At 60.1% G+C, this 13,674-nt stretch carries 10 protein-coding genes and 4 tRNA genes; 2 read left to right on the top strand and 12 right to left on the bottom strand.

Annotation, left to right across the window (positions count from 1 at the left end; genetic code table 11):
* Positions 1 to 217: 217 nt before the first annotated feature.
* On the top strand, positions 218 to 1,045 hold the full coding sequence (gene pbpG / locus ACB035_RS15705) for a D-alanyl-D-alanine endopeptidase (RefSeq protein WP_005348750.1): 828 nt from the start codon (positions 218 to 220) through the stop codon (positions 1,043 to 1,045).
* A 332-nt stretch (positions 1,046 to 1,377) separates the two neighbouring features.
* Here the strand turns inward: pbpG and ACB035_RS15700 are convergent.
* The 10 genes from ACB035_RS15700 to pncC all read right to left on the bottom strand — a co-directional run bounded on the left by ACB035_RS15700 (position 1,378) and on the right by pncC (position 8,703).
* Positions 1,378 to 1,454: transfer RNA gene (locus tag ACB035_RS15700), tRNA-Arg, on the bottom strand.
* Positions 1,455 to 1,482: 28 nt separating this feature from the next.
* Positions 1,483 to 1,559 (bottom strand) — tRNA-Arg (locus tag ACB035_RS15695).
* A 100-nt stretch (positions 1,560 to 1,659) separates the two neighbouring features.
* Positions 1,660 to 1,736 (bottom strand) — tRNA-Arg (locus ACB035_RS15690).
* Between the two features lie 3 nt (positions 1,737 to 1,739).
* Positions 1,740 to 1,832: transfer RNA gene (locus tag ACB035_RS15685), tRNA-Ser, on the bottom strand.
* A gap of 213 nt (positions 1,833 to 2,045) precedes the next feature.
* Complete coding sequence (csrA, locus tag ACB035_RS15680; RefSeq protein WP_005336053.1) at positions 2,046 to 2,234, bottom strand: carbon storage regulator CsrA; 189 nt, start codon at positions 2,232 to 2,234, stop codon at positions 2,046 to 2,048.
* Between the two features lie 103 nt (positions 2,235 to 2,337).
* A complete protein-coding gene (locus tag ACB035_RS15675; protein ID WP_111900278.1) occupies positions 2,338 to 3,576 on the bottom strand; it encodes an aspartate kinase in 1,239 nt (412 codons plus the stop codon).
* 16 nt (positions 3,577 to 3,592) lie between these two features.
* The gene (gene alaS, locus ACB035_RS15670) at positions 3,593 to 6,217 is read right to left on the bottom strand and encodes an alanine--tRNA ligase (protein WP_371167638.1); all 2,625 of its coding nucleotides are present in this window, start codon (positions 6,215 to 6,217) and stop codon (positions 3,593 to 3,595) included.
* A gap of 295 nt (positions 6,218 to 6,512) precedes the next feature.
* A complete protein-coding gene (locus ACB035_RS15665) occupies positions 6,513 to 7,022 on the bottom strand; it encodes a regulatory protein RecX (RefSeq protein WP_371167642.1) in 510 nt (169 codons plus the stop codon).
* Between the two features lie 44 nt (positions 7,023 to 7,066).
* Positions 7,067 to 8,131 (bottom strand): recombinase RecA, encoded by a 1,065-nt coding sequence (gene recA, locus ACB035_RS15660; RefSeq protein WP_005348744.1) that lies wholly within the window; start codon positions 8,129 to 8,131, stop codon positions 7,067 to 7,069.
* A gap of 80 nt (positions 8,132 to 8,211) precedes the next feature.
* Positions 8,212 to 8,703 carry a nicotinamide-nucleotide amidase gene (gene pncC, locus ACB035_RS15655; RefSeq protein WP_005357800.1) on the bottom strand — a complete coding sequence of 164 codons (492 nt, stop codon included), beginning with the start codon at positions 8,701 to 8,703 and terminating at the stop codon, positions 8,212 to 8,214.
* A gap of 250 nt (positions 8,704 to 8,953) precedes the next feature.
* Here pncC and mutS point away from each other — a divergent pair, with 250 nt between their 5' ends.
* Complete coding sequence (mutS, locus tag ACB035_RS15650) at positions 8,954 to 11,545, top strand: DNA mismatch repair protein MutS (protein WP_371167637.1); 2,592 nt, start codon at positions 8,954 to 8,956, stop codon at positions 11,543 to 11,545.
* A gap of 76 nt (positions 11,546 to 11,621) precedes the next feature.
* Here the strand turns inward: mutS and ACB035_RS15645 are convergent, their stop codons facing one another.
* Together ACB035_RS15645 and ACB035_RS15640 are read right to left on the bottom strand one after the other, a co-directional pair.
* Positions 11,622 to 12,485 (bottom strand): patatin family protein, encoded by an 864-nt coding sequence (locus tag ACB035_RS15645; protein ID WP_279486445.1) that lies wholly within the window; start codon positions 12,483 to 12,485, stop codon positions 11,622 to 11,624.
* Positions 12,486 to 12,762: 277 nt separating this feature from the next.
* On the bottom strand, positions 12,763 to 13,662 hold the full coding sequence (locus tag ACB035_RS15640) for a hypothetical protein (protein WP_279486444.1): 900 nt from the start codon (positions 13,660 to 13,662) through the stop codon (positions 12,763 to 12,765).
* Positions 13,663 to 13,674 lie beyond the last annotated feature (12 nt).

Raw genomic sequence — 13,674 nt, 5'->3', positions numbered from 1 at the left:
CGGAGCGGCCGCATCATGCGTTGAAATACAGAACCCCCGATGCGGTACATAGGGGATTCTGAGTAGAAAAATGCTAGTTGAAAATGTGTAAACCTATTTCAGGACTAGACACCAATTTTGCGCAAATAGCAGAAATAGTCCCGCTCGGCCCTTGTAAAGCCGGGGTAAAAATGAGTGAATCTAGCGCCTTTTTTTGGATGGGAATGGAGTCGGTTGTATGTGGTGTCGGATTCGCGCAGCAGCGCTGGTTGTCGGGTTGATGGGAATGCTGGGATTGCCTGCGGTCAGCGCGGCCCCCAACCCAGCCAAACTGGAAGTACGCTCGAGCAGCGCCCTGGTCGTGGATGTAAAAACGGGCAAGACGCTCTACCAGAAGAATGCCACCAAGGTGCGTCCCATCGCCTCCCTCACCAAGCTGATGACAGCGCTGGTGGTGCTGGATGCCAAGCAGAATCTCAACCAGACCATCACGGTCGACAAGAACGATCTGGATCGGGTCAAACACACCCACTCCCGCATCCGCATGGGCACCAAGGTGACCCGCCGCGACGCCCTGCATCTGGCGCTGATGTCCTCCGAAAACCGGATGGCCTCGGCACTGGCGCGTCACTATCCGGGCGGTCGCAGCGCCTTCGTGCGAGCCATGAACAACAAGGCCAGACAGCTGGGTATGCGTAATACCCACTTCTACGACTCCACCGGCCTCTCCACCCGCAACGTCTCCACCGCCCAGGATCTGGGCAAGCTGGCCGCCGCCGCCTATCGCCAGCCGCTGATCCGTCAGTTCACTCAGGATGAGAACCGGGAGATGCGCTTCAGCGCCCCCGCCTACAGCCTGATGTTCAACAACACCAACCCGCTGGTGAAAAACCCGGATTGGGACGTACGCCTCTCCAAGACCGGCTTCACTGACGAAGCGGGGCGCTGTCTAGTGATGCGCGCCAAACCGGACAGCCGCGAGCTTGCCATCGTGCTGCTCAACTCGGTGGGCAAACGTACCCCTATCGGCGATGCCAACCGCATTCGCAAATGGCTGAAAAGCTGAGTAAATATCTCGACACAAAAGGATGCTGCGGCATCCTTTTTTATTGCCTGCAGAACGCCTCTGCAGGCTTTGCATGATGTTGATGGCGAACCCTGAGGGATATGCTGCGCGGCATCTGCCGTTGCAACAGCAGGCATACAGCGCGCCTATAGATGAGGCAAAGGGTTGTACCGTTCAGAAGAACACAGCTCAATAACAGAAGAGGTATAAAAGAGGACAAGAACAGACAGGCAGGAGGGTGACCCGGCCGCCACAGCGAACGCGGATCCACACGACAGGGGTACATGTCGCCCATAAAAAAACAGCCCCGACCGAAGTCGAGGCTGTCTGTATGGTGCGCCCGAGAGGATTCGAACCTCTGACCACCTGGTTCGTAGCCAGGTACTCTATCCAGCTGAGCTACGGGCGCTCATAAACTTTTGGTACTGCTTGAAATATGGTGCGCCCGAGAGGATTCGAACCTCTGACCACCTGGTTCGTAGCCAGGTACTCTATCCAGCTGAGCTACGGGCGCCCTGTTTTAAAACGATAAAAAAAGCTTACTTATCAGTAAGCCTTTTCCAAAGTGTTGACTTGCTGATGGTCAACACATGACTCTTGCTTGAGTCGTAATATGGTGCGCCCGAGAGGATTCGAACCTCTGACCACCTGGTTCGTAGCCAGGTACTCTATCCAGCTGAGCTACGGGCGCAAATGGCGGAGAAGGGGGGATTCGAACCCCCGATGCGGGTATAAGCCGCATACTCCCTTAGCAGGGGAGCGCCTTCAGCCTCTCGGCCACCTCTCCGTTTGCGGGGCTGATAATACTTCACAGGGATTTTTAGTCAAACACTTTTTTGGAGAAAAAAGTGCGTTCGCTCAGCATTTGGTCAAAGCGTGGAATATTCAAACAATATCGGCACTTATCCCGCAGTTTCGCGCCCTGCAGGGCGATTTCAGGGGGCTGGAAAAACAAAAGGCGACACATGAGGTGTCGCCTTGTCACAGCCATGAAAGTGGCTTAGAAGCCCGGTTGGCCCGGAACTTTCTCGGCCTGGATGCGCTGGTAGATCTCTTCGCGGTGAACGGAGACCTCTTTCGGCGCGTTAACACCGATACGGACCTGGTTGCCTTTAACGCCCAGTACGGTGACAGTTACTTCATCACCAATCATCAGGGTTTCCCCAACACGACGAGTCAAAATAAGCATTCGCTTGCTCCTGTATCCTGTTTTGTTTTTATATCGATATGCGACATTATCTAACAAAGATACCGATATGGTAAATGGTTGAAACTAAATCAATCAGAGATTGTTAGCCCAAGGGCTGCTCTTGCGGTGCCTGATCCAACCCGAAAGCCGCGTGCAGGGCTCGCACCGCCAGCTCCAGATACTTCTCGTCAATTACCACAGAGATTTTGATTTCAGAGGTCGAGATCAACTGCATGTTGATCCCCTCCTCGCCCAATACCTTGAACATGGTGCGCGCAACACCGGGATGGTTCCACATGCCGACACCGACAATTGAAACCTTGGCAATTTCGCCATTTCCCTGCACGCAGGAGGCGCCAAGTTCGGTGGCGGTCTCCTCCAGCAGTGCCCGGGCGCGGCGATAGTCGTCACGATTCACCGTGAAGGTGAAGTCGGCGGTGCCATCTCCCAGGGTGTTCTGCACAATCATGTCGACATCAATGTTGGCGTCGCTGATCGGATTCAGGATCTGCGCGGCAACGGTTGGTCTGTCCGGCACGCCCAGAATGGTCAGGCTGGCCTCGTTGCGGTTAAAAGCGATCCCGGATACCAGGGGAGCTTCCATCCTATCACCTCCATATGTGATTAAGGTTCCCTCTCCATCGATAAAGCTCGACAGCACCCGCAGCGGGACGCGGTACTTGCCCGCAAACTCCACCGAGCGGATCTGCAGCACCTTGGCGCCGAGACTGGCCATCTCCAGCATCTCCTCGAAGGTGATGGTGTCGAGACGACGCGCCTTGGGCTCGATGCGCGGATCCGTGGTGTATACCCCATCCACATCGGTAAAGATCTGGCACTCATCGGCCTTGATGGCCGCCGCCACGGCAACCGCCGTGGTATCCGAACCGCCGCGGCCCAAGGTTGTGATGGCGTTATGCTCGTCACGGCCCTGGAAACCGGCGATCACCACCACCTTGCCTGCAGCCAGTTCGGCATGAACCAGCTCGGTGTCGATGTGGGTGATGCGCGCCTTGCCATAGGCGGAATCGGTGTGAATCCGCACCTGATCACCGGTCATTGAGACCGCAGGACAACCGCGTTTGTTCAACGCGATGGCCAGCAGCGCTATGGTGACCTGCTCACCGGTGGAGACCAGTACATCCATCTCCCGCCGGTTGGCATCAGGATCCAGCTGCTGGGCCATGCCCAGCAGCCGGTTGGTTTCGCCCGACATGGCGGAGACAACCACCACCACGTCGTGTCCCAGGGCGCGGGTCTGCTCGACCCGCTCAGCTACCGCCTCGATCCGCTCCAGTGTGCCGACCGAGGTGCCGCCGTACTTCTGTACATAGAGTGCCACAGATCACCTCGCCCGATTACAGGCGCTCTTCCAGCCAGGAGTGAACGGATTGCAGCGCTGCCGGCACCGCCTCAGGCTGGGTACCACCCGCCTGTGCCATGTCCGGACGACCACCGCCCTTGCCACCCACCTGCTGGGCAACCAGATTGACCAGTTCACCGGCCTTGACCTTGCCGGTCAGGTCGTTGGTGACGCCGGCGATCAGGTTGACCTTGCCATCGGCACAGGTGGCCAGCAGTACGACACCGGACTTCATCTGGTTCTTCAGTTCGTCCAGCATGCCGCGCAGGGATTTCGGATCGGCCCCTTCCAGCGCTGCAACCAGCACCTTCTGACCGTTGATCTCGATTACCTGACCCAGCAGGTCGTTACCGGCCTGAGCGGCCAGCTTGGCCTTGAGCTGCTCCAGCTCGCGCTCCATCATCTTGGCCTTGTCCAGCATCTGGCGAACCTTGTCGGCGATGCAGAACTGGTCACCTTTCACCAGTGCGGCAGCCTCTTCGATCTGCTCGCCGACCTGATGCATGAAGTCGATGGCCGCTTTGCCGGTCACCGCTTCGATACGGCGCACGCCAGCTGCGATACCGCTCTCGGCGATGATCTTGAAGAAGCCGATATCACCGGTGCGCTTGGCGTGAGTACCGCCGCACAGTTCGGTGGAGTAGTCGCCCATGCGCACCACACGCACGTCGTCTTCATATTTTTCACCAAACAGCGCCATGGCACCGGCGGACTTGGCCGCTTCCAGATCCATCAGCTGGGTGGTGATTTCGTGGTTGGCGCGGATCTGGTTGTTGACCAGCTCCTCGACCCGGCGAATCGTCGCCATGGTCAGCCCCTCGAAGTGGGAGAAGTCAAAGCGCATGCGCTCGGCCCCTACCAGAGAACCTTTCTGGGTTACGTGCTCGCCCAGAGCCTGACGCAGGGCAGCGTGCAGCAGGTGAGTCACGGAGTGGTTCAGGGCGATGGCCTGACGACGATCGCCATCAACCACGGCTTCCACTTCGGCGCCCTTCTCCAGGGTGCCCAGCTCCATGTAGCCCTTGTGGATGATCGCCTTGCCCGCTTTCAGGGTGTCGGTCACGGCAAAGATACCGTCGTCCACTTTCAGGGTACCGCTGTCGCCAATCTGGCCGCCGGACTCGGCGTAGAAGGGGGTCTCCTCCAGCACGATGACCGCTTCGTCACCGGCGATAAGACCGCTCACCTCTTCCACACCCTTGTAGATACCAACCACGCGGGTACGCTCGGTCAAGGTCTTGTAACCGGTGAAGGGGGTCTCGAAGTCGAGCTTGAGCATCTCGTTGTAGTTCACGCCGAAGCTGGAGGCTTCTTTGGCGCGAGCACGCTGCTTCTCCATCTCGGCCTTGAAGCCCTCTTCGTCGATGCCGATCTCGCGCTCGCGCACCACGTCGGCAGTCAGGTCGGCCGGGAAGCCGTAAGTGTCATAGAGCTTGAACACCACTTCGCCCGGAATAACCTTGGCATCACCCAGGTTGGCCAGAGCGCCTTCCAGCAGCAGCAGACCGCGATCCAAGGTGCGGACAAACTGCTCCTCTTCGATGCGCAGCACGCGCTCGACCAGCGGCAGCTGGGCGATCAGCTCGGCAGCGACATCCTTCATCTGCACCGCCAGCTCGGCAGCCAGTTTGTAGAAGAAGACATCGGTCGCACCCAGCTTGCGACCGTGACGCACGGCGCGGCGGATAATGCGACGCAGCACATAGCCACGACCTTCGTTGGACGGCATCACGCCATCTGCCACCAGGAAGGCGCAGGAGCGGATGTGGTCAGCGATGACGCGCAGGGACTGGTTGCTCAGATCGGTGGTGCCGACAATCTCGGCCGCTTTCTTGATCAGCGCCTGGAAGATGTCGATTTCGTAGTTGGAGTGGACACCCTGCATGATGGCGGAGATACGCTCCAGACCCATGCCAGTATCCACGGACGGACGCGGCAGCGGCTCCATGGTGCCGTCAGCCTGACGGTTGAACTGCATGAAGACCACGTTCCAGATCTCGATGAAACGGTCGCCATCCTCTTCCGGTGAGCCGGGACGGCCACCCCAGATGTGATCGCCGTGGTCATAGAAGATCTCGGTGCAGGGACCGCACGGGCCGGTATCGCCCATCGCCCAGAAGTTGTCGGAAGCGTAAGGGGCCCCCTTGTTGTCACCGATGCGCACGATGCGATCGGCCGGGACACCGACCTCTTTTTCCCAGATATCGAAAGCTTCATCGTCAGTCGCGTAGACGGTCACCAGCAGGCGATCTTTCGGCAGCTGCAGCACCTCGGTCAGGAAGCCCCATGCAAACTTGATGGCATCCTGTTTGAAGTAGTCGCCGAAGCTGAAGTTGCCCAGCATTTCGAAGAAGGTGTGGTGACGAGCGGTATAGCCGACGTTTTCCAGATCGTTGTGCTTACCACCGGCACGCACGCAACGCTGGGAAGTCGTCGCGCGATTGTAGGCACGCTTGTCTGCGCCAAGGAACACGTCCTTGAACTGGTTCATACCCGCGTTGGTAAACAACAGGGTCGGGTCGTTATGCGGTACCAGCGAGCTGGAGGAGACAACCTGGTGCCCCTGGGAACGGAAATACTCGAGAAACGCAGCGCGAATCTCTGACGTGGACATATACATGGAAAATCCTGCTTGATTCGAATACGGACTTTTAACCGCATTAATGTAAGTTTTCTGCGGGGTAAAGTAAAACGGACAGGGCCGCCACGGGCGAAAAAGCGCACATAAACGGGCCAGAAAAGAGCGCCACTGCTCACAGTGGCTTTTTTCACTGTCGAGAGGCAAAAAAGCAGCGCATAAAGAGAGATGAGATGAACAAAAGGCCGCTTTTTCGGGATTGTGCGCGCAAGCTACTGAACAGGCAGGGAAAACCTGCCACCAGGAGAGGTGAAACGACGTTTGCCACGCAGTGGCGTTACTCTTCCAGCTCCTGCAGGGCAGAGATAGCGTAACGGGCCTGATCTTGGGTAAAGCCTCGCCCCAGCAGGTATTTGAGCCACTTCATCCGCAGCTTGAAATCGGCCAGATCGGCCACCCGGGCGCGCCGTTCGAGCAGGGCAAACGCCAGTTCGAACCAGTCCAGCTCCGGCTGATCGAATGCGGCATCAATCTGCATATCGTCGAGCCCCTTGCGGCGCAGATCGAAGCGGATCTTGATGGGGCCATGGCCCTTGGCGGCACCGGCACGTACAGCCATACCGCCGTAACGTTCGTCATTGACCCAGTTGTAACCGCGGCAGTAGTCGACCACCGCCTCGATCACCTCTTCATTGAAGCCCTGCTGGCGCAGCCGGTTGGCCAGCTCTGACTCGGCACTCTCGCGGCGGGCCAAACTGCGCATGGCAAAGGCGCGGGCGGCGGTAAGCTGCTCTGCAAAGGTCGGTTCGGCAGGGTCGACCGGTTCGGTCACGGATTCATCAACCATCATAAATAACAAGGCCGGGTATCTACCCGGCCTTCCTTTGTTCCTTATTCGAACTCTTGTTCGCTTTCGGCATCGAACTCGTCTGCCTCAACCGGTGCAGCCTTGTCATCGACAGGCACTGCGCCGGAGAGCAGCAGCTCGCGCAAGCGGGCTTCCACTTCGCCAGCCATCACCTTGTTCTCGGCGAACAGCTTCATCACGTTGGCCTTGCCCTGACCGATCTTCTCGCCGTTGTAGCTGTACCAGGCACCGGCCTTGTCGATCAGCTTGTGCTTGACACCGAGATCCACCAGCTCGCCCTCTTTGGAGATACCGGCGCCGTAGAAGATCTGGAATTCAGCCTGCTTGAAGGGCGGGGCCACCTTGTTCTTGACCACTTTGACGCGGGTCTCGTTACCGACCACTTCGTCGCCTTCCTTGATGGCGCCGATACGACGGATATCCAGACGCACGGAGGCGTAGAATTTGAGCGCGTTACCACCGGTAGTGGTCTCCGGGCTACCGAACATGACGCCGATCTTCATCCGGATCTGGTTGATGAAGATGCACAGGCAGTTGGCGTTCTTGATGTTGGCAGTCAGCTTGCGCAGCGCCTGGGACATCAGACGGGCCTGCAGGCCAACGTGGGAATCACCCATCTCCCCTTCGATTTCCGCTTTCGGCGTCAGGGCTGCCACGGAGTCGACGATGATGACGTCAACCGCGTTGGAGCGAACCAGCATGTCGCAGATCTCCAGCGCCTGTTCACCGGTATCCGGCTGGGAGATGAGCAGGTCGTCGACGTTGACGCCCAGCTTGGCAGCGTAGATAGGGTCGAGGGCGTGTTCCGCATCGACGAAGGCACAGGTTTTACCTTTCTTCTGGGCTTCCGCGATCACCTGCAGGGTGAGGGTGGTTTTACCGGAAGATTCCGGGCCGTAGATTTCGACGATACGGCCACACGGCAGACCGCCGATGCCCAGCGCCACGTCCAGAGAGAGGGAGCCAGTGGAGATGGCTTCGATATCCATGGTCTTGCTGTCGCCCAGACGCATGATGGAACCTTTGCCGAACTGCTTTTCAATCTGACCCAGCGCAGCCGCCAGTGCCTTCTGTTTGTTCTGATCCATGCCAATCTCCGCTGGAAATCGTGAGTAAGAAGTGAAGTTGGGCTAAGTATACTGTCTATTCATACAGTATCAAGCCCAATTTATCTGAGCAGGGCCAACAGACCCGACAAGGCCTGTCTCACCGCCTGCTGGCGCACCTGTCGGCGATCCCCGTCGAAGCGGGCGAGCAGGGAGTGGTGACGACCGTTGCGATCGGCCCAGGCGAACCAGACGGTGCCGACCGGCTTGCCCTCGGTGGCGCCACCGGGGCCGGCGATGCCACTGATGGCAACGCTGATGGAGGCAGAAGAGTGCGCCAGCGCGCCGCGGGCCATCTCCAGCACCACCGCTTCGCTCACGGCACCGTGCTGTTCAAGGCTATCGCTGCTCACCCCCAACATCTGCTGCTTGGCCTCGTTGGTGTAGGTGACAAATCCGCGATCGAACCAGCCGGAGCTGCCCGCGATGTCGGTGATGGCGCTGGCCACCCCGCCGCCGGTACAGGATTCGGCGGTCGCCGCCAGCCAGCCCCGCTGGCCAAGGGCCCGTCCCAGCTCGATGGCAAGGTGCTCTATCTCTGCATCCAGTTTCATCACGACTCCTTCTGATCCGCTCAAGAGGCACATTATGCGATCCTGCTAGCGCCGCCCGCAACCACGGCAGACCGCCCCTGCCTGCCGCAATGTGAGGTGCCGCACCTGTGTCATGCCTTCAATAGCGCAGAGCAACCGCGCCCGGAACACCCGCTCCCCCGTCGCGGCGCTTATGTGTAGAATGGCGCCATCAAGCCCAAGGCTCATCACCGCAGACACTGGCCCGCAGAGGCCCCTTCTGGAACAGAACATGACCGCACAACACCAAGCCAGCGGCGCCACAAGCTCCGCTCCCGGCGCCAATCTGAGCGCCCACACGCCCATGATGCAGCAGTACCTTGGCCTCAAGGCCGAGAACCCGGAGATCCTGCTGTTCTACCGGATGGGCGACTTCTACGAGCTGTTCTATGACGATGCCCGCAAGGCCTCCCAACTGCTCGATATCTCCCTGACCAAGCGCGGCCAGTCGGCTGGCAGCCCCATCCCAATGGCGGGGGTGCCCTATCACGCTATCGAAGGGTATCTGGCCAAGCTGGTGCAGCTCGGCGAATCCGCCGCCATCTGCGAACAGGTGGGGGATCCCGCCACCAGCAAGGGGCCGGTGGAGCGCAAGGTTATTCGCATCATCACCCCGGGCACCGTCTCCGACGAGGCGCTGCTCAGCGAGCGACAGGACAACCTGATCGCAGCCGTCTACCACGATGGCCGCCGCTTCGGCTATGGCACCATGGACATCGGCTCCGGCCGCTTCTTCATCAACCAGTTCGAGAAAGAAGAGACCCTGCTGGCAGAGCTGCAGCGCACCAATCCGGCCGAGCTGCTCTACCCGGAATCCTTCGAATTCCTGCACCATATAGAGGGTCGCCGCGGCCTGCGTCGCCGCCCGGAGTGGGAGTTTGAGCTGGGCACCGCCCGCAAGCTGCTCTGCCAGCAATTCGGCACCCAGGATCTGGTGGGCTTTGGTGTCGACAAGAGCGAGACCGCCCTGTGCGCCGCTGGTTGTCTGATGCAGTACGTCAAAGATACCCAGCGCACCGCCCTGCCCCACATCCGCAACGTACGCCTCGAGCAGCCAGATCATGCGGTCATCATGGATGCCGCTACCCGCCGCAATCTGGAGCTGACCCAGAATCTGGCCGGTGGCTATGAAAATACCCTGGCCGAGGTGCTGGATCGCACCGCCACTCCCATGGGCAGCCGCCTGCTCAAGCGCTGGATCCACCAGCCGATCCGCGATCGGGTGATCCTGAAAGGTCGCCAGAGCACCATCAAGGAGCTCATTGAGCAGAACCTCTATGACGAGCTGGGCAACCTGCTGCGTCAGGTGGGGGATGTGGAGCGGGTGCTGGCTCGTCTGGCCCTGCGCTCGGCCCGCCCGCGCGACCTCACCCGTCTGCGTCAGGCCTTCGCCCAGTTACCCGAGTTGCAGCGCCTGCTGACGGACAACGAGCACGAAGCGGTGCAACAACTGGCCGAGCGTGCCAGCACCTTCCCCGAGCTGCTCGACCTGCTGGAGCGTGCGGTGATGGAGGTGCCGCCGGTGCTGATCCGCGATGGTGGCGTCATTCGTGACGGCTTCAATCAGGAGCTGGACGAGCTACGGGATCTGGCCAACGGTGCCACCGCCAGCCTCGCCCGCATCGAAGAGCGGGAAAAACTGCTGACCGGCATCAACACCCTCAAGGTGGGTTACAACAAGGTGCACGGCTTCTATATAGAGGTGAGCCGCGCCAACAGCCATCTGGTGCCGGCCCACTACATCCGCCGTCAGACCCTCAAGAACAACGAACGCTACATCATCGATGAGCTGAAGAAGTACGAGGACAAGGTGCTCACCGCCCAGTCCCAGGCGCTGGCGCTGGAGAAACGGCTCTACGAAGAGTTGCTCGATGCTCTGCTGCCCCACCTCAGCGATCTGCAGGATTCCGCCGCAGCACTGGCGGAGCTGGACGTGCTGGCCAACCTGGCCGAGCGGGCCGAGACCCTCGACTATCGCTGCCCCACCCTCATCGACGAGGATCAGATCATCATCGAGGCGGGCCGCCATCCGGTGGTGGAGCAGGTGATGACAGATCCCTTTATCGCCAACCCTATCCGGCTGGAGCGGGAGCGGCGGATGCTGATCATCACCGGCCCCAACATGGGCGGTAAATCGACCTACATGCGCCAGACCGCGCTGATCGTGCTGCTGGCCCATATCGGTGCCTTCGTCCCCGCCGACAGCGCCCGCATCGGCCCCATCGACCGCATCTTTACCCGCATCGGGGCATCGGACGATCTCGCCTCCGGCCGCTCCACCTTTATGGTGGAGATGACCGAGACCGCCAATATCCTCAACAACGCCACCGCCCGCAGTCTGGTGCTGATGGACGAGATTGGCCGCGGCACCAGCACCTACGACGGCCTCTCGCTGGCGTGGGCCTGTGCCGGACAGCTGGCGAGCAAGATTGGCGCCTACACCCTGTTCGCCACCCACTACTTCGAGCTGACCCGCCTACCCGAGCTGATGAGCGGGCTGGCCAACGTTCATCTGGATGCAGTGGAGCACGGCGACACCATCGCCTTTATGCACGCGGTGCAGGAAGGGGCGGCCAGCCGCTCCTACGGCCTGCAAGTGGCGGCGTTGGCCGGGGTGCCGAAATCGGTGATCCAGCAGGCCCGCCACAAACTGCATGAGCTGGAGAGTGCCACTCCGGTCGCCGCTGGTGAAAGCCGCCCGGCTCCGGTGACTCTCGCCCCGCAGCCTCATCCGGTGGTGGAAGAGCTGGAAGCGCTGCGCCCCGACGAGCTCACCCCCCGTCAGGCTCTGGATCTGCTCTATCGTCTCAAGCAGATGCTGTAAGCACTGGCTGCCGTGCAAGCATGCAAAAGGGGAACCGCGAGGTTCCCCTTTTTATATTCAGCACCCGGCAAACCAGTCAGGCCACCGCCCGCACCTCTCCACGGGCCCGCAGCAGGCTCTGGCGCCCCTGCCAGTAACCCTGCAGATAGCCGGACTCCAGCTTGACCGGATCCTGGGTAAAACGGGAGACCATGAAATCGGCCGGTGGCGCGATCACCTCGATCTCGCAATCGGCAGGGGGATTGGCAATGAAATCGAGTGCCCGGTTGTAGGCGAGATCCCGCTCCAGCATGGCTTGCGCCAGCGCAGGCTGGGTTTTCAGCAAGGCTTTGACCATCCAGCAGAAACGGGTCGGCTTCTTGCGATAGCCCCAGGGTTCCGACAGCACCACCGTCATCCGCCGCGCCCCGCGCCGATAGGCCTCTATCACCGGAATGGAGTCGCTGATGCCGCCATCAGCCATCGGGCGACCATCGACGCAGGGGGTATCGTGCTGCACCACCGGCAGAGCGCAGGTGGCAGTCAGCACCTCATCCATGTTGTCAGGCCGCACCGGCAGATAGATGGCCTTGCCGCTCGCCACATCGGTCGCCACCGCGTAGAAGGGAATGTCGCGGGCGCAGAAAGTGTCGAGATCGAGCGGGAAGCGATGGCGACTGGCTTGCCACAGCCAGCCGATGTCCACCAGATCGCCCCCTTTGACGAAACGCAGGGGATCGAGAAAACGGGAGCTGCAAGCCAGCTCGGTGATGATGTGGTGACTGCGGCGCGGCTGCTCGCTCAGGTAGGAGACCAGATTGGTGGCACCGGCCGAGACGCCCATGACGAAATCGAACGGGTAGTGGTGACTTTCGACAAACGCATCGAGCACGCCGCTGGCAAAGATGCCGCGCATCGCGCCCCCTTCGACAATCAGGGCGCAAGAGTGGGGATTAAACATAACAAGGCTCCGTCAGCTGTAATACCTGCCGGGATCGATCCCGGCCCAGTGATGGACGCCTTCATGCAGAACATCAAGACGCCGCAGCAGGACGATTCAGGCTCACTCGCGCAAGCCAGAAGCGGGCAGGAGCAAACCTGAACCGTGAAGCGACCCCCAGTATATGCAGCGCACCAACCTTCAAAAAATGAATTTAAATAATAAAAAACATGCCTTCTTGGCATGATTTAGCACATCAGAAGAGACGGCCCTTTATCCGCTAACAGCACCATCAGGATCAAGGCAGCCCGGGCCCGAACGTCCCGTCGACGGGGTTGTAGTGGTAGGCCCGATAGTCAAAGTCCACCTTATCAAGGCGCGGATTGGCCAACTCGAACAACAGGCGCCTGGGGAGCTGCGCCTGCTCGAGGGAAGGTTTGAAGTGGCGCAGCCAGAGCTGTTGCAGCGAGCCATCCCGCCACGCCAGCTTGAGGCCGACCGAGAGGCGGCGGATGGCGGCCTGATTATCCTTGTGGGTGTAGAAGAGGTGGAGGAAGGGATAGTGCAGCGCCACTCGCCGATCCACGGTGAGACCGGGCAGATCACTGTGCTGCTCCTGCTCGATAAAGAGCTCGTTGGCACCGCGGCAGAAGAGGTCGATGCGACCGCGAGCCACCAGCTTGAACAGCCGCTCGTAACCGTCGATCTCCTGTACCTTGAATCCCCCATGACGCAGGATCTCCGCATCCTGCCAGCCACGCCCCTGCCCGTGCAGAAATTGTTGCAGGTCGGTCAGGGTATTGACCCTTGCCACTGCGTCGGCCTGCTGCGGGCTGACAAAGCAGATGCGATAACCGAGGATGCCCAGCTCCACCGGAAAGCGGACGTAATCCAGCGCTTCGCTCTCTGCGGCCGGGCGCAGACTGTCGGCCACAAACAGATTGGGGTATTGCTGAGTCTGCACAATCTGTCGCATCCGGATACGGTTCATCGGCGGCGCGGTTCGCAGCTCGTAGTCACCGAAGCTGTCGCGGGTCTTCTCCAGCGCCAGCTGCAACAGATCGCGAAAATAGAGGGTACGCAAGTCCCGATCGCTTTCGGGGCTGATATGAGTGATGACGTCACTCGCCCGTAGGGGAGTGGCAAGGAGGGAAAGACTGCACAGCAGCAAGCAGGAAGCGAGGCGATGAAAGGTCATACTGCTCATCCC

This window comes from Aeromonas sp. S12(2024) (assembly GCF_041402305.1).
Classification (GTDB): domain Bacteria; phylum Pseudomonadota; class Gammaproteobacteria; order Enterobacterales; family Aeromonadaceae; genus Aeromonas; species Aeromonas veronii.
Note: the sequence above shows the minus strand (reverse complement) of the source record. Positions and strands in the feature narration are given on the sequence as shown.